Source organism: Methanosarcina sp. 2.H.T.1A.6 (assembly GCF_000979455.1).
Lineage (GTDB): Archaea > Halobacteriota > Methanosarcinia > Methanosarcinales > Methanosarcinaceae > Methanosarcina.
Genome location: NZ_JJOY01000028.1, coordinates 21,888 through 42,116, shown reverse-complemented (window position 1 = coordinate 42,116; position 20,229 = coordinate 21,888). Strand labels below are relative to the sequence as shown.

The window sequence follows — 20,229 nt, the reverse complement described above, 5'->3', positions numbered from 1 at the left end:
ATTATTGTGAGCAGTGTTTTGAAAAATTACAGATTGAAATCTGCCAGCAACTTGATCTTACTATCAATTGGAATGGAAGAAAAATAAGATGCTAACCTGCTTTCGGCAGGTAAATTGTTTTTTTCGCAATATTTTTACTGATAGTGTTTTTGCTGGAAAACACATTATCCTTGATACTAAACATTATTGCAAAAACGGCTCATTGTTTATATATGTCGTGAGATTTGGGTCATATGTTAACCAGTTTCAAACCCACTTCATATTTACATAATGTTTAAAAAACACCCTCAGCAAAAATACTCAAAATCTAATGTCGACCTGCCGAATATAGGTGCTAAGCATATTTTCAAGAGCATCACAATGAACCTCGGCTCCTCTAAATAAAAGGAAGACAAACGAATGGAAATCTCAGTGATCAAATCAGGCGAAACCTGAACTGGCGAAGTAAAACCTAAATACTTGATTAAGCATATTGAAGTTTTATAAATTGTATGACATTTACTAGATAAAATTTAAAATGGTGTAAAATATATGGATAATCTAAACCTAAATAAATTATTATTTGACCCGAATTCGTTTTTCAGGGAAAAACTAGGAAATGAAGTCAGTTTTAAGTATCCTCTATTGATAATACTTGTAATCGCTGTATTAACAATAGGTTCAAGTTTGCTGGTCATGAATAACCTTAAAGATTCGTTTTCTTCTGACATGGATTCATCTATATCTGCTTCAGTAATGTCAATCGGTATCATTGGAGGTGCCATCGGGGGTTTGATTGGAACATTTATTAGTTGGTTTGTACTGGCTGGAATCTTCTATTCAATATCCTATGTATTTGCTTCAAAGGGTTCTTTCAAGAGAACGTTAGAGTTTGTAGGTTATGGATTTGTGCCACAAATATTCAGCAGCGTGGTAAGTATTATTGCAATGTATTTCTTGTTATCTTCGGTTGATTTTTCCTCACTAGACTCACAATTTATGGCCCAGGGTATAGAGCAGATGTTCTCAAATAATCCCCTGTTTTATACCTCGCAAATAATTGCAATTTTATGTTTCTTACTGTCTGCATACATCTGGATATTTGCACTCTTGCATGCCCGAAATATGTCATTTAAAAACGCCGCTATAACTGTCGGTATTCCAGCAGGCCTGTCTATTGTTATCCAGATATATTCATTCCTGTTTACTTCCGCAAGCCTGTAATTCTGTAGAAATAATCTTATCAAAAATGTTGGAAGCTAATCAGGAATGTTGTAGCTAATCAGGAATGTTGTATCAAATCTGAGAGGGCATACACCTCGAGTTGGTTGAAATCAGCGCATGGGTGACAGGTTTCCTGAAAAAGCCCTCTCCATTACGGAGATCAAGAAGGTTATGAGTGTAAATCCGGAGCAGGAACCGGAAGCAGCTTCTTTGAAAGCCTTTCAGGCGAGATATAAAAAATTTATGATTTTATCCTGTCCGGGAGGATGAAATTCCATCCCCACAATTTCTCTTTTTTTGAAGAAATCTATCCTCCAAAGGCAGCATGTGCCTTTTTTCAGATGATTCTGCATATTTTATGAAATACATATTAAAGGACTACATGAGAATGATTGTTTGATACTTTGGAGAGAAACTATATATGCTCGGGTTTCTTACCCCATATGTGACAGTATGAAAAGATGAAATGTATCAATACTATGTATGGCTGCAGGCTTAGTATGTCTACAGGTTTACTGGTTGTACCTGCAGTCTCGGCAGAAGAGGAATTATTGCAAGTCCATTTCCTGAAGATTATTCACTCCCTCCTTAAAAGGAATATGTGGCAATCTCCTGCCCGGCAGATTCCTCTAATGCCGAGTTTTAATATTTTATTCTTCTGCCTGCTTATCGCATAATCTACGGGCAGACTAACTAACAATAATTCTCAAGCAGGAATACATAACTAAGGAAATTTAAAAGTTGAAAGCCTATGAGGAATCGGTCAGTGGAACCGAAGACTGAACGTTTAATATTTACAAGCTCTAAGCTTGAAAAAAAGCTTATCCTCTGTATATTCTTTTTTTTATTCACAACAACAGCCGGGGCTACCGAGTATATCATAACTCCGGCTACAAGTGATTACGCCGGAGCTTCAGTTAATGGAGAAGAGGTAGTACTACTAAAGGACTTTACAGTTTACTGGCAGTTTCTGCTCTGGCTAGCCGTGATGAATGTCTTATCGGTAACAGACATACTGCTGTTACCTGCAAATCTTATTTTTGCAATACTCGGATTTCGAGTGGTTGACTATTCAAATACTATCGGAGTTCTGAAAAGGAAAAACATATACACCTATATCAAGACCAGGCCCGGGACCTACATAGGTGAGATTGCAAACAATATGGGCCTGAACCGGGGAACATTGCGCCACCATCTCCAAATTCTCGAAGCAGAAAATATGATAGAAGCTCAATGTTCTTGTGGAAAAGTCCGGTACTTCCAGAACAGCTCCACATACGACGAAAAAGAAAAACGTGTTATTTCAGCTCTTCAAAATGAGATGAACCGAAAGATAATTTCAAAGATATTAGAGGAAGAATGCAACACCAATGGAGACCTTGCTCTTACAACGGGAATTTCCAGATGTACGATTTCCTGGTATATGAAGCAATTAAAGGAGCTGGACCTGATTGAAGAAAATAAGATGGGAAGGAGTAAAATATACAGTATAAATCCTGTTTATCGGGATACAATTGAAAAAACGTATGTGAAGTTTTTTGAATAATCTACCTTTTTGCTTAAACCCTATTAATCCCCTGGGATTTACATTCCGACACCTTCCATAGAATAGGACACAAATTCAGTATTTCACTAAAAACTTCTCTCCACTTTTCTCATTGCCCGTTCCAGACCTGGACCACTTCTCGTGTGTCCATGTCAATCAGCGCGGATACCGAATGATCCAGCCACGTCACACTGATCAGGGTCTTTCTGGAATAGAACTTCTCCGCTGTCTCAGGTAGTATCCGTTTTACGGATGAAACTCCGTATGCATTCGTATCAGTACTCAGAGCGTTCGCGACATCTTCACTTTGCATAGCCACGCCAATAGCTTCAGATCGGACAGATTCGGGAATGGCTTCAAGGAGATATCCAACCTGTATAAGGTCACCGTCACGGTATGTGAAATCATACAGGTCAGGATACCTCGAACCTGACGACTCAGCGATCGCATGTATGCGGAGTTTTTCATTTTCTCTCGATGCGCTAAGTGTAACGTTATCGTATTCCATGCCAGGGTAGGGACTTATTTGCTGTTTGATCTTTGTCTCGATCATGGAACTCTCTGCCGGTGATATACCCACCCATGTAATCTCATACCCGGAGGACGAATTTTCAGAGTCATTGATACATACAACACCAGCTATGAGGAACATTACGATCAATGCAGCCATGAACAATTTTGATAAATGGTCCATAAATGTCACCTGAAAAAATGTCACCTGAAAAAGAAAGAATGGGCGTTACTACGCCCGTATCCGCTTGTTCATTCAACGGCCCCGATAGAAATCAAATAGTTGAACTGTTCCGTATTTGCCGGAAGTATGTCGAGCTTCCATTCTCCGATGGCACCTGGTGCCTCATAGGTCTCCGTGTAGACTTCAATAGCACCATGATAGATCCCTGCTCCATCCATTTCCCAGGGAGGGAAGTCAGATGCTCCAAGACTGACAGTACCGCTGTAGGTCGTTTTAACCAGATTCAGTTCGACCTCACCTGATTCATCTTCCAGTGCCAGGTCAAAGGATGCCTCATCTTTCTCGTTCTGACTGCCTGCACCCATCCACATACCATAATTGTGGTCATTGGATGACACTTCAATGGTAATGGGACCGTCAGTTCTGGTGGTGAAAATCTTTGTGTACGGTTCACTGGGCTGGGTCCATACCTCGAAATTCATTTGGACCTGACCGTCCCATTCACGTATAGATGGATCGTCAATGTTCAGATCAATGGCTCCGTTGTATCTGCCTTTTGCATCATCAGGAACTTCAAGATGCACCTTGACAACAGCCGTTTCACCTGCTTTTACGATGGAAGGGCCGGTAATAGTGATAGCATCATCATCAAATGCAGGACCTCCCGTGCCATATGGACCGTAATACCTTTGGTTGTCATCACTCATTTTCGGGTCGATAGCAATATCCCTGTCAGCTACGCTCTTGAGCTTGATTTCATAGTCATATTCATCCCCTGCCTTGACACGGTCATTGAGATATGGCGTCTGGATCTGGATCTTCGGAGGAGTCCAGACATCGACATAAAGATGCATGACATTGATATACTGGGGATAGGGTGTTGGATATGGTGTTGGCATCACATCATCGGTGAATGCGATATCAGTTCCATAGTTCCCGATATCAGCATCTTGTGGGATATTCACCTTAATGGTAAACTCCTGTTTAGCATCCGGTTCGATGCCTTTTCTGGCAGGTGTTACGGTGACCCAACTTTCTTCAAAGATATTCTCCACATACGGGGATGGCACAACCCTGGGTTCTACTGTAATGGTTTTATTGTCCTTGTTTGTGACAGTCACAGTGATTTCATCGCTACTTCCAGGTTTTAACTGGGTGTTTGAATGACGTGGATTGATCTTGAGTTTTGCAAAATCCGTATCTGGATTGAAACCGGCATCAGAGGTCACTGTTACCACCTCATCAGCCATGATCATACCCGAGTTTGGAACTGGATGTGCTTCAACTTCAATTGCACTAACAGCGGGCATGAACGCTATGCTCACAAGCAGCATTGCAACAATTAGCTCGCCTATTCGTATTCCTTTGCTTTTTATCATTCTTAATTATCTCCTTTCCTTCATATTTATCCTGTATGTCTCCCAAAAGCAAAGCCAGCGAACTTTAAGCACAGTTAAAGTTAAAGTCAAAGCGGTTTTGCCTTAGGGTAAATATTCAGAAGATTCGGCTCTTCCTGATAGATTGCGCTGAATCAAACTCAGTTTTTTCACAATGTTCGAACTCAATATGTTTGTGGACCTTTTATAATTGCTTTATGTCCATTTCATCAAAATGAATATTGCCCAAATTAATTGGACATTAGACATAAAATCTCAAAAAGTCTTCATATAGCACTGAAGTTAGCACCTATATATGATTTCTGTCCAATATATCAAACCAATTTTAATACAAATAAATAATACTAAAAAATAGAAATATAACTCAAGTATATTTTGTTATAGTTTGATGATCTGGATAGAAAACTTATATAGGACGTAGTAAAAGTAGTTTTTGAAAAAAATAGTTTATGGAGTTGAAACGAATAGCAGATGTTAATGCCACAGGCAACGTGAACTACCCCTCCCTGCTTTCTAATGAAAGCGAGGAAGGGGACTTCCCGCCTTAAAGTTAAACAGCTCTACTCAAAACAATAGAGAAAATACTATCTTTCCAGTAGAAGGCATCTTAACCCTGCTGGATACCGGATATTATAGCAGGTATTTTTAAGCCCGTAAGGTACATACCCGCGGAAAAATGGCCTGAAAAATGTAAAGCGCATACTAATATAATAGTGTGACTATAATAATAGTTCGGGATAGGCAGAGACAGTAGGAGTTGGCTGTAATCCCGGAAGGTATCATTTTCTGAGGGAGGAGTGAACCGGAGGGTGGGCAAATTATGATGACAGCTGATGCCTGGATTACAGTAGGGATTCTGGCAATTACTTTTGCACTACTCTTATTTTCCAAATTGCCGGCGCACGTGATCTTCCTGGGAGCCCTCACCGCTGCAATAACGTTCGGACTTGCCCCGGTAGAAGAATTATTGAAAGGCTTTTCCAATCAGGGTGTGCTGACCGTTGCCGTACTTTTCATGATTGCCGAGGGGATGTACTCCACCGGGGCCATCACAATGATCTCGGACCGCATTGTGGGAATGCCAAAATCGCTTCTCAGCGGCCAGCTCAAGATTCTACCTCCCGTGGCATTAGGGAGTGCGTTTCTAAACAACACCCCGCTCGTTGCCATGATGATCCCTGTGATCCGCGACCTCTCTAGGACCACAGGCCTTGACTCCTCAAAAATCTACATCCCCTTAAGCTACGCATCCATACTCGGGGGCGCTTCAACCCTTATAGGTACCTCCACAAACCTGATTATCGCAGGTCTCGTAATCGAGCAGATTACAAAAAACGACCCGGGAACACCCGTGATGGAAAGGATCACCATCTTCGTTCCGACTGTCGTGGGGCTTCCTGCAGCTATCATCGGCATAGTCTTCCTCCTCTTCATCGGCACAAAACTTCTTCCGGCGCATGATGCAGGGAAAAAGGAGGAGATAAAACGGCGCCTCTACAGGGCTGAGTTCTTTATCGATGTAGATTCCTACCTCGCAGGAAAGACCCTGGAGAATGTCGGTTTTGCTGCCCCGACGGGATATTCCCTGAATTTGGTCCGCCGGGGGAAGAAAGAAAAGCCCCCGATAGAACCTGGCCTCGTGCTCAGGAAAGGAGACATCCTTACCTTTACCACTGATGCCGAAGGGCTGCCTGCGCTCTGGGCAACCATAGGGCTTACCCCCCTCAACACGCTTTCCCTGATGCAGGGCGAGAGGTACCGCCACCGCCTTGTGGAAGTAGTCGTATCTCCCCAGAGTTCAGTTGTCGGGCGCACCATAGAAGACCTCCCGGAGACCGGAGAACCTTACAATGCAGCGATTGTGGCAATTTCCCGGGGAGGAGAGCCTCCAGCAGTTCCCCTCAGGAAGGTGCGTATCAAGCCTGGAGATAATGCCGTGATTGAGGTTGAAGACTCGTTTTTCTACCACAACCGGAACGAAATCGAGTTTATCCTTATTAAGCGCCTGAGAGGTTACCGTGTAAAGAGGACGGACCGCGCTATCGCCGCAATTGTAATTACGGCGGCAATGGTTACATCGGCTGCACTCGGCCTGCTTACGATCCTCAACGCTGCGCTTCTGGCAACCTTTGCGATGCTTGCAACCGGGTGCATGAGCATAAGGAGAGCGACTAAGAGCATTGAATGGAACACAATCGTGGTGCTCGGATGCGCTGTCGGGCTTGAGGCGGCGGTTACGGAAAGCGGGCTTGCAGACGTAATCGGCAGCCTGGTCTCGGCCTTTGGGGGCAACGACCCGTATGTGGCACTTACAGTTGTCTTCGTTAGCTGTGTCCTGATGACAAACATCATCACAAATGCCGCAGCAGCCGCCTTCATGTTCCCGATTGCGGTCTCAATTGCAGGGGACATAGGTAGCAGCTTCATGCCGTTCGCAGTTGCCCTTATGCTCGGGACGAGTTATTCGTTCCTCAACCCCGCCGGGTACCAGACCAACCTCATGGTCTTCGAGCCAGGAGGATACACTACAGGAGATTACATAAAAGTAGGACTGCCTCTCACAATTCTGGTGAGCCTGGTCGTAATCCTGCTAACCCCACTCATATACGAGTTCTGATATTGTTGCGGTAGCTGAGATTTGGAAAAACTGGAGGAGTTGACTGAAAGTACTTTTCTTTTAAGTGCTTAAATTTATTCAGGAGGGGTAAAAGTGAGAACCGGACTATCACTATGTTTAATGCAAAAACTCAAAGTCTCTGAAATAAAATCAGTGAACTCGAAAAAATAAATAGTGATGCAAAAAGAATCTGAAATCAAAATAGATGAAAGAAAAATCAAAGAGTATTTTAAATCCCGCCCGAAGGCGGAACTTGAAATCACTCTGCAGGGGCTTCTACGGTTTCAAGGCCGAGAAGGGCTTTTATGGATTTGTCCCCATATTCAACGATCTTGGCGTTGACCTGGACGATGTCATGGGCAATTTCCTTGCCGCGCATCATCTTTCTCCTGCGCTGTCCCGGGTGTTTGGGGACATAGCCGACACCTACGGCCAGCAGAATTCTCTGTCTTCTGGGGCCTGGAAGGTCCGGTTTCATAACAAAACCGCTGCCGTCGCAGCCGCCAGTGATCTTGACTTTGTAGCCGGCGAGCCCGAAAATGGCACCGTCAACAACTTCACCGATTGATTTTCCAATTAATGCGTTTGCTTCAGCGTCTTTAACGTCGATCTGGTAAGCACGCGCTTCTTTTGGGTCAGAAACTACAACTTTGAAATTTGCCATGTGAAATCCTCCTATCAGATTTATCTGTAATAATAATTTCTTTGCCTTGCCTTCATTATCAGAATATTTACCTGACTTTTTTTACCTGACTCTTTAATTGAATCCTTGCTGCATCCTGAATATGCTGCTGCCCTGCATATCAGCCGTTACTTTGCCCAGAAAGGATTATCTTTTCTTTTGAGTTCAAGGAAAATATCAAAAGTTTCCTTTTCATCGGTTGAAAGGGAATTGTAGATCTCGTGCTCCAGTACTTTGGCATGCCTTTCAGGCACGTTCATATAAAGCACGTCTCCTTCTTTGATCTGCCTGCCTACGGTTGCACCGTCAATAGCCATTGCAACTTCTTTGCCTACCCTTGCAGAAGGAATATTTTCTCCATCGGACTGCAGACCCTTGATCTTGCCCACAACGTTTCCGTTTTCAAGCATGACATCTGCATTTGTCCGCACGACTCCTCCAAGAACCCTTACCCCGACTACGGCAGGTTTGCTCTGGCGGAACACGCATCCGGGAAGGATCTTGAACTTTCCGGGGCGAATAATCGTTTCGAAAATCTTCTTTTCAGCCAGTTCCTTCTGTTCCTTCACGTATTTCTGGTAATCTTCAACCAGACGGTAGATCACGTCACTTGTGAATACCTTTACAGTGCTTTCCTGCAGGAACTCTCTGGCATCAGGGTGAACCTTAACATTGAAACCTACAAGCACAGAATAGAGGGGATCTTCAACTGTTGAAGCCTCAATCGCGTCCCTGTGAGAGATGTCTCCTACTTCAGCTTTCCTGATAAGGACTTCATCCTTCTGGAACTCGTGGACAAGGGCTTCAAGGGAGCCGAGGGTATCTGCTTTAATCAGAATTCCAACGGAGCCCGTATCAATCCTGACCTCATCGATCTCGGACTTTACCTGGGCTACGATTTCCTCAAGGTTTTCTTCCGTTGCAACCCTTATGGGAGCGCCCGCAAGTGCGCCTTCCAGGCCAGGAGCAGAGATCTTCACACCAGCCGCGGCAGTGATCTTATTCACCTGCTGGAACTTGCTCTCGTAACGGATTTCGGAAAGTTCCCTTGGCTTTAAAAGAGCCCTTACCTTTGTCTGGATCGGCTCGCCCAGGCTTCCGATAACAACCGTATCCCCTTTCTTTAATGTGCCATCGTAGAGAATAACGTCAAGGGTTGCTCCGAGACCTTTTTCTTCCTTTACCTCAAGGACGGTCCCGATTCCCGGGCCTGTGGCACTGTACTGCAGGTTTGCCTCAAGGAATCTCTGAGCAAGGCCTAAAAGCACCATGAGGACATCAGGGATGCCTTCTCCAGTAAAAGCACTTACAGGGACTACGCCCAGAGTGTTCTGGAAGTTCGTGACCCGGTCATAACGTTCTGCAGCAAAGCCCTGGTTATAGAGTTCACCTATTACCTCGTAGAGCTTTGTTTCAATCCGTGCCTGGACATCGCCAGACTGCTTTTTGAAAGTAGCTGCAAAAGGCATGTTCTTGTATGAAACCCAGCCGCCGACCCTGTCGATCTTGTTAGCAACGACAACAAAAGGAGTTTTGAACCTTTTTAAGATCTGCAGGCTTTCGTAGGTCTGGGGTTTAAAGCCTTCGTTTATGTCAACAACAACAATAGCAAGGTCGGCAAGGGCGCCTCCTCTGCTCCTGAGAGTTGTAAAGGCATGGTGTCCCGGAGTATCAATAAAAAGAAGACCTGGCACCATGAAGCGGTCCCTTAGCCTTGGGTCTCCGAGCTTGTTGACAATCACGTCTATAGGGACTTCGGTTGCTCCGATATGCTGGGTGATGGCCCCGGCTTCTCCACTGACAATTGCAGTACCCCTGATCTTGTCGAGCAGAGTGGTTTTCCCGTGATCGACGTGCCCCATCACGCAGACTATAGGAGTCCTAAGATTTTTCTTGTCGGTCATATACAAAACCTCTCTCATTCCCGCGTCTTATTTGCTGCAGGTCCAGAAGGGCCCGGGTTTCCCCGGAAGGACCCATTTTGCAGGTGCCTGATAAACAAAGGCTTGGAATCGTGCCCGAAAAAATTCATGGACACGAAAAGGCTTTGGTGCACCTGCATTACTCGTACAGACAGACCTCATCGACTCTGGAATACTTCCCGATTTCGGAGTCCTTGAAGTGAATTGCAATTTCCCTTGCTGCAGCTTCGGGTGAATCGGAGGCGTGAACCACGTTCCTGCCTACATCCAGAGCAAAGTCTCCACGGATAGTTCCTGGAGCCGCATCAACAGGGTTTGTAGCCCCGTTTATTGCTCTCATAACCTTAACTGCATCCTTTCCGGCAACTACCATTGAGACGGAAGGACCGGAGGTAATGAACTCGATAAGGGAGGGGAAAAAGGGCCTTGCTGCGTGTTCGCCGTAGTGCTCTTTTGCAGTGGCTTCAGCAATGACGTTCATTCTGAGAGCGACAAGCTTTAAGCCTCTCTTTTCGATTCTGGAGATAACCTCTCCGACTAGCCCGCGCTGGACTCCGTCAGGTTTCACCATAACGTATGTCTGTTCCATATGCACACCTTACTATACTTTGAACTAATGACGGCAGTTATGCTTTTTTCAACTGGATTTTGCCTTTCTCAGTCCATTCGGTGCGGCGCGGAAGCCTGCCAAGGGCGAAGTTGCTCACGCACTTGGAAGAGCACAGGAAATAGGTAGAGCCGTCTTTTTTGACATAGAGTTTACCGGTACCAGGCTCCAGCATCTGCCCGCAAAAATAGCATTTTCTCTGTTCCATTTATTTTCACCGCGTATCTTTTTACCTGGTAGTCAGTTTCTTTGCTTCTCTTGACGTTTCCAGAAGCATCATAATGTCGCCGATGCGGATAGGGCCCACACAGTTTCTTGTGATTACTCGACCCTTATCTCTGCCTTCCAGAACCCTGCACTGGATCTGGCTGGCTTCACCATGCATACCTGTATTCCCGATAACGTCAATAACTTCGGCAGCAAAACCGCCGATTGTGCTTTCTTCAGCCATATTCAGCACCCCATGTTATCAGGATTATTTAAGAGCTTCAAGTTTCTGAGAAATGTCCTGAATCATTTCAGCTGCTTTCCCTGCATCCACAATTGCTACGGTAGCACAGGAGACACCAAGTCCGCTGGCTGCGCCAAGTTCTTTCTGGTTCTTGATGAAGATATAGGGAGCGTTCTTCTCTTCGGAAAGAGGGGCGATATGAGCGATAATCTCTGCAGGCTCGATATCTTCGGCAATCAGGACAAGCTTTGCATTGCCTCTTTCGATTGCTTTGGTAGCTTCATTTGTACCTTTTTTAATCTTTCCAGTGTCTCTGGCAAGCTCCAGAGCTTCAAGTGCTTTGTTTGTAAGTTCTTCAGGAACATCGAATTTAGCGAATCGTGCCATTTAAATTTCTCCTTCGAAATTGCGGATCTCGCAATTTTTCATCAATCATAGGTTTTTAACACATATCTGTCAACATTGAAAATTCAAATCCCTAAAAAAGAACCTGAAATCCTTCAATGCAGAGAGTAAATGAGTTGAAACATAGATACTGCTAGCTAAATGCTGCAGATTGAACCTTAGAAGTACATAATCACCTATAAACTTTCTGCTTGATAAGGAGGGCAAAAGACAGATACGGGGATAAATCAGCAAAAAACGGAATATATAAGGAAAGCCTCAGCCCATAAGTCAAAAATTAAAGAAAATTAACAAATGCGTCATGGTTATAAGGGATGTAAGGATTTTGATTTGTATGAACACAATCTATTATGAAGCCCATAATAATCTTTACCTCAACCTTACAAACCGATGCAGTGCGGACTGTGTCTTCTGCATCCGCAACTTTGCAGACGGCGTTTATGGGTATGACTTGAGGCTTTCAAAAGAACCATCAACAGAAGAGCTAATCGAAGCCCTTGAAGGGCTGGACCTTTCAAACTATAAGGAAATCGTGTTTACAGGTCTTGGAGAGCCAACCCTCAGGTTCGATGTGGTGCTGGCAGTCACCCGCTGGCTTAAAAACCGGGGTATAAGGGTAAGGCTCGATACCAACGGGCATGCTGCGTTGATTAATCCCGAACTGGACGTAGTTTCAGAATTGAAAAAGGCAGGCATGGATTCTATTTCAGTCAGCTTGAACGCAGAATCCGAAGAAAAATATAACAAGCTCTGCAGACCGGTCCACAAAAACGCTTACAGATCAGTGCTCGATTTTGTAAAGGGAGCAAAAGAAGCCGGAATCTCTACCAGGGTTACAGTGGTTAAGATACCCGAGATTGATGTGGAAAAATGCAGAAAGCTTTCAGAGGAACTTGGTTCGGACTTCCACATCAGGACACTGTCCGAGGCTGCAAGTAAAGAAATCGGGGGAAAAAATTAAAAAGCCCTGAAGAAAATCCGGGTTCCTTATCATAAAAATTGTATATACTCACAGTAATAAGAATGGTATTTCACTCACGGCCTATTTACAGTCACCTCTGTCTTCCTCACAGCCCATTCACAGTTATATAAGAATGGTATTTGCTCACAGCCTATTCACAGTCATATTTATCCCCGGGCATATCCTGTTTTTGGGGAAACTCCCTATTTCCGGAGTTATCCCCCCTTTCCGGATTTTCTCAGTTATTCCCTGGTGTATCGTTTTCTTCAAGGTTTTCAAAGTCCTCAAGGCTCTCATCCAGTTCCTTTTGTTTGAGGATTCTCCTTTTCAAAAAGAAGACTGTACCTGCCAGAGCTCCAATTAGAAGAGCAAAAAGAAACTTTACTGAACCAAACATTTCCAAAACCTTTAAAGAACTTTCTTCAGAAGGTAACTCCACTAAATCCGAATCTTCTCCGGTTTTCGTATTCCCGTCCACGCCGCTTGAGGTAGCTGAAGCGTCTTCAACCCGATTTTCAACGCCCCCTGTAGCTGCAGTATCTTCTTTTATGGGCTGGAGGACTTCTTCTGCAAGAACGGCATCTGTCTCCGTGATAGTTTCTTTTGGCAGGAAGCTTTCGTCCCCGAGCAGCAGGGCAAAAGCAGTGAGATTTCGTTCAAAAAGATATACTGCTTCTGCATCACTCCCGACAGCAATGGTTGAACTGTCGCGAGAAACATCCAGGCTGTTAATATTTCCTTCGCAGTTGTAGTTCCAGAGTTCTTCCCCGTCCATATTAAGGACATAGAGGTTATCGTCCCAGCTTCCGGCTGCAATGAATGAGGAGTCGGGGGATATCTCTACAGCATAGACATCATCTTTTACCTGGTAATCCCAGAGTTTTGCTCCGGTGAGGTTAAACAGGTAAATCTTGTCGTCAAAACTTCCTGCCGCAAGATGCGAGCCATTTGTTGTTAAAGAGACACTGCTGACCCAGTAACCCGGTTTGTGCACCCATGAAAACTCCCCTTTACGGTCAAAAAGATAAACGTTATAGTTAGATCCCCCGGCAGCCACATAGTAAGCAGAAGGCGTCATGCTTACGCTATTAATCAAACTTCCGGTTTTTCTTTCCCATATAGTTTTTCCCTCCATATCAAGGAGGTAGACGTAATTGTTAGCATTTCCAACTGTCACGTAAGACCCATCTATGGAAATAGCAACACTGCGGACAGCACCTCTGGAATCAAAACTCCATAAAAGTTTACCGTCCCTGTTTAGGAAATAAATCTTACCGTCTTCACTGCCTGCTGCGATGTACATGCCATCGGAAGAAATCGCTACACTATTGAGACTGCCTCCTGTTTTGCGACTCCATAACAGCTCACCTTCCCGGTTAAAAAGGTACACTTTTTTATCGTTGCTTCCCACCGCAACTCGAGCCCCATCTGAGGAAAGTGATACTGTATAAACAATATCATCAGTAGTATAATTCCAAAGTTGTGTCCCTTTAGAATTAAAAAAAGAAACTTTGTGATCAAAACCGCCAGCTACAAGATAGTCCCCTGTAGAAGAAATTGATACGTCATTTACTATACAACCGGTTTCACATCTGCTTAACAGATCAAAAGCCTTGAGTTCCGAAAGGTCCACGTCCCCGCTATCCCGAACAAGAGGATCTGCAGCTTCCGCCCCCGAAAGAAGACCGAAAAACAGACCCAGTGCCAAAAATAACCATATTCCCGATGAATGTTTCATATAATTTATAATGAAGTACTTTATTGCACATGAATTTTTTGTTACAGTAAGTTAAACAGGGAAACCAGAAAAAAGAGAAAGAAACAGGAAAAAAGAGAAAGAAACAGGAAAAAAGAGAAAGAAACAGAAAAAAACAGAAAGTTATCAGTTTCCCCGATTATTTCTATCTACTGTTTCTTAGAGGTGTCCTCAGCTGTTTTTACTTTCTGGCTTTTTTCTCATTTTACTCTTTCTTTTTCTTTCGGTCTTTTTGGGAAAGACCGCTCTCCTGCGTTGAGCGTGACAGAAACGGCACAAGATAGTGAATAAGGTTGTATGGGTAGAAGGCTCTGTAATTTAGTCATCCGAGTGAATCTCACTGCTAAAATCCATAAATTAGTCTGCTTGAGCGCAGCAAAAAGTAATGTTACTTGTCCATAAATAAGTCCTCTTGAGCGCAGCGAAAAGGACTGCGTACTGTTGCGATTACATCGCAACTCCCAGGAAATCTCCGATTTCCTGCGATCCCGAATCTCAATTCGGGAGGAACAGAGGGAGATAGTCAAATTCGCTCTCATTGACTTCATAGGGAAGATCACAGATCCCGTCCTCGTCCAGGTCCGTACAGTTCTGGCTGAACCCCGTACCATCGGGTTTTGCCCATAAATTGCCCCCTATGCTGGGTCCACCTGCGATGTTCTTTCCTGAAGTTTTTGTAGTGTTCCAGCTAATATCCTTATTCCCATAGGCTGATTCCAGGTTCAGGGTGTTGTTGAAAAGGTTGTTATAGAAAGTATTGTTACTGCCCGCAGCCATGTAAAGCCCGAAATTCCTGTTTGATTCTATCAGATTGTCCCTGAATAGATTATCACTCGAATGAGAGAGGAGAATTCCCATGTCATTGAGATTTATGGTGTTGTTCCTCACTGTATTGTTCTCAGAGAAAGATGTGTAAATCCCATAATCGTTTTCGGAAATAAGGTTATCTCTGATCAGATTTGAATCTGCAAAACCATAGTCTCCGGAATAAATGTAGATTCCCTGATATTCGTTCTGGTATACGGTATTATTTTTAAGGGAATTATTACCTGAATTATCCAAAACAATACCTTCAATATTGGTTAAAACCGTATTGTTGTTCAGTAAATTAGTTTCCGAATTTTTAAGGTATAATCCCCTCTGGTTGTTTTCGACATTGTTGTTTATAATGTTGTTCCGGTCGGAAGAAACCAGATACACCCCATAAAGGTATTCGGAGACAATATTGCTCTTAATGGTGTTTTCGGAAGTGTTGTACAGGTAGATCCCTGCTGCTTCTTTCCATATAGAATATGGTCCGGATATGTAAAATCCCGAAATCATAACGCCTTTTGAAGTCACTTTAATCACGGGTTCGGTTGTATTGGAAGCCCTGATAATTGTGCTCCTGGGATCCGCCGATTCCGAAACAAGGCTTATGTTGTCCACATCCAGAAGGACATTTTCTTCATAAGCACCGGGATAGACAAGAACAGTACTTCCCGGAACTGCGGAGTCCACAGCATCCTGAATCGTGAGAAAATCCGCAAAAGGAGAACTGTTCTTTATAAGCAATACAGGTCCGGGAGCTCTTGCAAGAGGAAGGGCATCAATTATGCCTGTATTTTCGATATTGTAAGCAGAATCGCTAATTCCATCAATATTGGAATCTTCAGCAGTTTCCGAAAAGCCGCTACCATCAGGTTTTGCCCAGAAATTGCCGCCAAGATATGGACCCCCCATAAAATTCGTTCCCCGGGTTCTTTCCGTGTTCCAGGTATTGTTTCCGCTCTTTTCCAGCTTTACATCTATTGAATTGTTGAAATAATTGTCATACAGCCTGTTGCTATTGGAATCAGACAGCAGAATTCCGCAGTCCGTATTTTCCCTGAGGCTGTTACGGATGATTGTATTATTCTCCGAAGCCTCCATTAAGATTCCACAGAAACTAGCCAGAATCTCATTATCGCGGAGGATATTTGAGCCCGAATTCGACAGATAAATAGCAGGTCCTGAAGAAGAGTTCGCATTGTATGCAGTATTATTAATCAAAAGGTTGTTATCTGAAAAGTTTAGGTATATTCCGGAATTCCCGTTGATCCCTGCACTGTTTTTGGTGAGGATATTATTGCTTGAAGACTGAAGGACGATACCGAGGGCATTTCCGGTCACACTGTTGTTGCATAACCCGCACCCGTAAACGGAGTCTAAGTATATTCCCGCTTTCCCTCCGGATTTCATGCCTGTGCCTTTCACCGTAAACCCGCAGATTGTGACATTGTTTGCATTCACATGGAAGATATTGTCATCAGGATCAAGAGCCTGAACTGTAACCTCTTCAGGGTTGATGGACCGGGAGTAGATTTTCAGGCCCTGCACATCCACAGCCACGTTTTCTACATAAGTCCCCGGATAAACAAGGATAGTTGATCCCTGCTCCGCAGCCGAAACAGCCTTCTGGATCGAATCATAATCGGCATCCTGCTCATCATCTCCAACAGTTATGGGCACCGATTCGGGAGGTGTTGAAAGTGGTAGATAATCGATATTTTCAGGGCCATCAATCTCATAAGCTGTATCACAAATCCCGTTAAGGTCAAAATCCCTTGAGGTCTGAGAGAAACCCGTACCATTCGGGTTTGCCCAGAAATTTCCTCCAAGATACGGGCCCCCGACAATGTTAGTACCCGGAGTAAGGGAATTGTTCCAGGTATTTCCTTTGCTAATTCCAAGCTTTACGTTTATAGTGTTGTTAAAATAATTATTATAGATCCACTCATCACCTTCCAGATCTGGAATAGAGATCCCGCATTCTGCACTGGAAGTTATTGTATTGTTGAGTATTTCAATACCATAACAGGCATCTCCTTGATTAATTCCGATGCTGCAGTTCAAGATCATATTATTATGAATTCTGGTTCCACTCGCCTGAGAAATATCTACCCCGTGAAAACAGTCCGTAATCGTATTATTCCGAATATTTATGCCCCGATCGTATGCATCGATCCCATTGGAGCAATTCGAAATCGTGTTTCCGGATACTACATCGCCTCCCCCGCAACAGGCGAAACTTACCCCTCCGCCGTTTGAGATTTCATTTTCGGCTATTAAATTATTCGATGACCATGGGCCCATTAAAATGTAACCTTTTTCAATGAGGTTCCCTGTCAAATTATTTGTCACGCTTCCTTCGCTCAGAGAGATCCCATCATTGAAAAGCAGGTTTTTCGAGATAGTATTATAACTGGCATTATCAAGGTAAATTCCTCTATAGTTTTCAAAAAGTGCGTTTTCGGTAATGACGCAATTGCTGGCGTTTTCAAGGTAGATTCCGCATAGAGGCCGGTAGTTTCCGTATCCCATGGTCTTAAAAATCTCCTCTGCTGCAGAAGTGCGAGCGTATTCCGGAGAAGATTCCCCGCGTAAATTCACAGGGTCTGCAAAATTTCGGGCAATAATTCCCCAGGGATAGTTGAAAGGCTCTCCAGCTCCTGTTATGTTAAAGCCACTGAGAGTCACATTGTCGGCTTTTATATGAAATACGCTTTCGTTTTCATCCAGAGGTTCCACCAGCACATCAGGATTTCCTGACTCCGACCTGACCTTAAGCCGGGTCACATTTACAATAATGTTTTCCCTGTAGGTTCCAGATCTGACTATAATCGTGTCTCCAGAAGACGAATTGGTTACTGCTTCTCGAATTGATCTGAAATCCGCTCCAGAATCGTCATCTACAGTAATTTCCTTTGCGGACGCGGAGCTGTAAACTTCAATCGTGATAAGCGCAATAGCTACTAAAATAATTATTCTGTTTGCTCTCATTAATTCCCACTCCCATGAACCATTCATGTTTTTGTGAACCTGTTTCAAAGCTCCATTTAGTTCTGTTTTGAGAGCAGCCAGATTTTTACCTGTTTTAAATTGTTTTAATGCTGTTTTATCTACGTAAGATACTGACCGAATTGAATATGGGGAATTTAAACAGGTTCGGTGAACTAATACAAATGGGAACTGTGAAAACCCTTTTCTGAACCGGGTATTTTTATCTGGATGAATGTAATACTTATCTATGTAAATGTAATACATTAGACAACGTGATAATAATAAATAGATCCATATTTCAAAATATCAAGAGTTGCTATTAACCGTAGTCAGGTGCGAGGATTTTTGCAGTACCCTATGAAAGAAGCTAAGCATACGGGCAGATATAATTATCTAATGGCAACTGGAAAACTACGAGAGATAGGAAGTTAGAGAAGCACGTGTTCTAAAGATAGGCGGCAGAGAATCATAGTTTAAAGATATTAAAAGAAAGAAAGAAAGAAAGAAAGAAAGAGTTTAAAATACGAAATCAACAGCTATCAGTATTATTTGTTATTTCTCCTGTAGAATTAAACCATAAAAAGAGAGGTAAAGAAGGAGGTTCGGCAAGCGGGAGATAGTCAAAGTCGATTCCGTTGACGTTGTAAGGCAGGTCGCAGATCCCGTCAGAATTCGAATCTTCAGCGGTCTGAGAAAATCCTGTTCCATTGAGGTCAGCCCAGAAATTACCGCCCAGGTATGGGCCCTTCACGATATTTGTTCCAGATGTTTTTGTAGTGTTCCAGCTGTTTCCTTCACTGTTTTCAGCCTTTACATTTATAGAGTTGTTAAAGTAATTATTATAGATGCGGTTGTCAGTACTGTAGTCCAGCAAATAGATCCCGGATTCATTGCTGGAAGTTATCGTGTTGTTGAACAGTTCATTATTCTGGCTGTTTTCTCTCAAAAAAATGCCTCTGCCGCTGTTCGAAATTGTGTTGTTATATACCGTGGAACCATAGACTAAAATCAGGTAAATCCCATAATCGCAGTCCGTAATCATATTGTCACGAAGAACAGTCCGTGCCTGAGTGTCATATAAATCAATCCCTGTACTGCAATTAAAGATCTCATTGTTCGAAACGAGGTTTCCTCCCCCGCAGCACGCAACTCCTATCCCTCCTCCGTTCGAAAGCCGGTTCCGGGATATTGTGTTATCCCAGCAGTGTGCGCCAATAATAACATTTCCTTCTTCAATAGAATTGTTTATTGCCATATTCTTGCTGCACCCTTCATCAATCCAGATGCCATTTCGGAAATAAGTATTGTTCGAGAGGGTATTGTTCATTGAGCCCTGAATGTAAACTCCATACTGATTTTCAAAAATATAGTTCCTTTCGATTGTACAGTTCTCAACCTGATCAAGGCAGATTCCTGCCTGAGGACATTCAAACCCGGTCGATCTCGAGATAAAGATCTCTCCTGAACCGGGCCCATAAGCCGTTCTCACTTCTGGCTTATCAGTTACACCCAGGTTGCCTGAATTTCGGGAGATAAAAGAATTTCTGAAGCTGGCAGCCTCAAAAAAACTGAAAAACTCTCCTGACCCGGTTATGTTGAAGCCGCTGATAGTTACATTATCAGCTTTAACCTGAAATACGCTGGAGTTCTCGTCCCTCACTCTGATAAAAACGCCACCAGGGTCTTCAGGTTCCGAAGTGACCGTTACCCCCGAAACATTGACAACGATATTTTCCTCATAGTCCCCGGCTTTCACAATAACGAAATCCCCGGTTGTAGAGTTATTTACCGCAGCCTGAATTGAAGCTCCGGGCTCCACATAAATGACCTCTCCACTCCCAACGCCTGCAGAAACCAGAAGCAAAGCAATACCCAGAGTTGCACTCATTAGCCTGGTAAAACAATCTCCGATAAGTATGATTTTCAGAACTAACCCCCCAGATGCTTACACAACCCTGCCGGTTTAGAATAAGATAAATTTTGAACCGACACTTTCCGTGCATAATGACTATTATTTCTTATGATATTATCAAGTTCATTACTATATATATCAACTGTTTCTTTGTTTTTACACAAAAAATGGCTACCAATCGTGAGATTTTTCAACAGAGAAGAAAACGAATTGATCAGACATTTCGGTAAATGATAAATAAAACTCTGAAAAAAAAAGCAAAAAAAATCTCTAAA

At 43.4% G+C, this 20,229-nt stretch carries 16 protein-coding genes; 5 read left to right on the top strand and 11 right to left on the bottom strand.

The window, feature by feature from the left end; genetic code table 11:
* The first annotated feature begins 531 nt into the window (after positions 1 to 531).
* The 3 genes from EO98_RS07520 to EO98_RS07515 all read left to right on the top strand — a co-directional run bounded on the left by EO98_RS07520 (position 532) and on the right by EO98_RS07515 (position 2,749).
* On the top strand, positions 532 to 1,203 hold the full coding sequence (locus tag EO98_RS07520) for a YIP1 family protein (RefSeq protein ID WP_048137200.1): 672 nt from the start codon (positions 532 to 534) through the stop codon (positions 1,201 to 1,203).
* Between the two features lie 117 nt (positions 1,204 to 1,320).
* Positions 1,321 to 1,473: a hypothetical protein gene (locus EO98_RS18355; protein WP_156161061.1), complete on the top strand. Its 153-nt coding sequence runs from the start codon at positions 1,321 to 1,323 to the stop codon at positions 1,471 to 1,473.
* A 496-nt stretch (positions 1,474 to 1,969) separates the two neighbouring features.
* The gene (locus tag EO98_RS07515; protein ID WP_235283437.1) at positions 1,970 to 2,749 is read left to right on the top strand and encodes an ArsR family transcriptional regulator; all 780 of its coding nucleotides are present in this window, start codon (positions 1,970 to 1,972) and stop codon (positions 2,747 to 2,749) included.
* A 109-nt stretch (positions 2,750 to 2,858) separates the two neighbouring features.
* Here EO98_RS07515 and EO98_RS07510 read toward each other — a convergent pair whose 3' ends face one another.
* Positions 2,859 to 3,443: a hypothetical protein gene (locus EO98_RS07510; RefSeq protein ID WP_048137206.1), complete on the bottom strand. Its 585-nt coding sequence runs from the start codon at positions 3,441 to 3,443 to the stop codon at positions 2,859 to 2,861.
* Between the two features lie 68 nt (positions 3,444 to 3,511).
* Positions 3,512 to 4,822, bottom strand: a complete 1,311-nt coding sequence (locus EO98_RS07505; protein WP_052734414.1) for a hypothetical protein — start codon at positions 4,820 to 4,822, stop codon at positions 3,512 to 3,514.
* Positions 4,823 to 5,660: 838 nt separating this feature from the next.
* Here EO98_RS07505 and EO98_RS07500 point away from each other — a divergent pair.
* A complete protein-coding gene (locus EO98_RS07500) occupies positions 5,661 to 7,457 on the top strand; it encodes an SLC13 family permease (protein WP_052734415.1) in 1,797 nt (598 codons plus the stop codon).
* A 259-nt stretch (positions 7,458 to 7,716) separates the two neighbouring features.
* Here the strand turns inward: EO98_RS07500 and EO98_RS07495 are convergent, their stop codons facing one another.
* From EO98_RS07495 to rpl7ae, 6 genes are all read right to left on the bottom strand, one after another.
* On the bottom strand, positions 7,717 to 8,121 hold the full coding sequence (locus EO98_RS07495; RefSeq protein ID WP_048137211.1) for a 30S ribosomal protein S6e: 405 nt from the start codon (positions 8,119 to 8,121) through the stop codon (positions 7,717 to 7,719).
* Between the two features lie 146 nt (positions 8,122 to 8,267).
* Positions 8,268 to 10,043, bottom strand: coding sequence for a translation initiation factor IF-2 (infB, locus tag EO98_RS07490; RefSeq protein ID WP_048137213.1), 1,776 nt, complete (start codon positions 10,041 to 10,043; stop codon positions 8,268 to 8,270).
* 157 nt (positions 10,044 to 10,200) lie between these two features.
* The gene (gene ndk / locus EO98_RS07485; protein ID WP_048127228.1) at positions 10,201 to 10,650 is read right to left on the bottom strand and encodes a nucleoside-diphosphate kinase; all 450 of its coding nucleotides are present in this window, start codon (positions 10,648 to 10,650) and stop codon (positions 10,201 to 10,203) included.
* Positions 10,651 to 10,687: 37 nt separating this feature from the next.
* A complete protein-coding gene (locus tag EO98_RS07480) occupies positions 10,688 to 10,876 on the bottom strand; it encodes a 50S ribosomal protein L24e (RefSeq protein WP_048134241.1) in 189 nt (62 codons plus the stop codon).
* A gap of 21 nt (positions 10,877 to 10,897) precedes the next feature.
* A complete protein-coding gene (locus tag EO98_RS07475) occupies positions 10,898 to 11,119 on the bottom strand; it encodes a 30S ribosomal protein S28e (protein WP_048134243.1) in 222 nt (73 codons plus the stop codon).
* Between the two features lie 24 nt (positions 11,120 to 11,143).
* Entirely contained in the window at positions 11,144 to 11,506 is a 363-nt protein-coding gene (gene rpl7ae / locus EO98_RS07470; protein ID WP_048137215.1) for a 50S ribosomal protein L7Ae, read from the bottom strand.
* A 319-nt stretch (positions 11,507 to 11,825) separates the two neighbouring features.
* On the opposite strand from rpl7ae, the gene EO98_RS07465 reads away from it, so the two are divergent.
* On the top strand, positions 11,826 to 12,485 hold the full coding sequence (locus EO98_RS07465; RefSeq protein ID WP_048137217.1) for a TatD family nuclease-associated radical SAM protein: 660 nt from the start codon (positions 11,826 to 11,828) through the stop codon (positions 12,483 to 12,485).
* Between the two features lie 238 nt (positions 12,486 to 12,723).
* On the opposite strand, the gene EO98_RS07460 is transcribed toward EO98_RS07465, so the two are convergent.
* The 3 genes from EO98_RS07460 to EO98_RS07450 form a co-directional block, all read right to left on the bottom strand.
* Positions 12,724 to 14,193, bottom strand: coding sequence for a WD40 repeat domain-containing protein (locus EO98_RS07460; protein WP_235283438.1), 1,470 nt, complete (start codon positions 14,191 to 14,193; stop codon positions 12,724 to 12,726).
* Between the two features lie 543 nt (positions 14,194 to 14,736).
* Entirely contained in the window at positions 14,737 to 18,042 is a 3,306-nt protein-coding gene (locus tag EO98_RS17465; protein WP_052734416.1) for a nitrous oxide reductase family maturation protein NosD, read from the bottom strand.
* 529 nt (positions 18,043 to 18,571) lie between these two features.
* Complete coding sequence (locus EO98_RS07450; RefSeq protein ID WP_235283439.1) at positions 18,572 to 19,930, bottom strand: nitrous oxide reductase family maturation protein NosD; 1,359 nt, start codon at positions 19,928 to 19,930, stop codon at positions 18,572 to 18,574.
* Positions 19,931 to 20,229 lie beyond the last annotated feature (299 nt).

What these genes read in the sequence shown, in the direction of transcription:
- EO98_RS07520 (WP_048137200.1), top strand. Translation starts at nt 532, where the DNA reads ATGGATAATCTAAACCTAAATAAATTATTATTTGACCCGAATTCGTTT.
- EO98_RS18355 (WP_156161061.1), top strand. Translation starts at nt 1,321, where the DNA reads ATGGGTGACAGGTTTCCTGAAAAAGCCCTCTCCATTACGGAGATCAAG.
- EO98_RS07510 (WP_048137206.1), bottom strand. Translation starts at nt 3,443, where the DNA reads ATGGACCATTTATCAAAATTGTTCATGGCTGCATTGATCGTAATGTTC.
- EO98_RS07505 (WP_052734414.1), bottom strand. Translation starts at nt 4,822, where the DNA reads ATGATAAAAAGCAAAGGAATACGAATAGGCGAGCTAATTGTTGCAATG.
- EO98_RS07500 (WP_052734415.1), top strand. Translation starts at nt 5,661, where the DNA reads ATGATGACAGCTGATGCCTGGATTACAGTAGGGATTCTGGCAATTACT.
- EO98_RS07495 (WP_048137211.1), bottom strand. Translation starts at nt 8,121, where the DNA reads ATGGCAAATTTCAAAGTTGTAGTTTCTGACCCAAAAGAAGCGCGTGCT.
- infB (WP_048137213.1), bottom strand. Translation starts at nt 10,043, where the DNA reads ATGACCGACAAGAAAAATCTTAGGACTCCTATAGTCTGCGTGATGGGG.
- ndk (WP_048127228.1), bottom strand. Translation starts at nt 10,650, where the DNA reads ATGGAACAGACATACGTTATGGTGAAACCTGACGGAGTCCAGCGCGGG.
- EO98_RS07480 (WP_048134241.1), bottom strand. Translation starts at nt 10,876, where the DNA reads ATGGAACAGAGAAAATGCTATTTTTGCGGGCAGATGCTGGAGCCTGGT.
- EO98_RS07475 (WP_048134243.1), bottom strand. Translation starts at nt 11,119, where the DNA reads ATGGCTGAAGAAAGCACAATCGGCGGTTTTGCTGCCGAAGTTATTGAC.
- rpl7ae (WP_048137215.1), bottom strand. Translation starts at nt 11,506, where the DNA reads ATGGCACGATTCGCTAAATTCGATGTTCCTGAAGAACTTACAAACAAA.
- EO98_RS07465 (WP_048137217.1), top strand. Translation starts at nt 11,826, where the DNA reads ATGGTTATAAGGGATGTAAGGATTTTGATTTGTATGAACACAATCTAT.
- EO98_RS17465 (WP_052734416.1), bottom strand. Translation starts at nt 18,042, where the DNA reads ATGAGAGCAAACAGAATAATTATTTTAGTAGCTATTGCGCTTATCACG.
- EO98_RS07450 (WP_235283439.1), bottom strand. Translation starts at nt 19,930, where the DNA reads ATGAGTGCAACTCTGGGTATTGCTTTGCTTCTGGTTTCTGCAGGCGTT.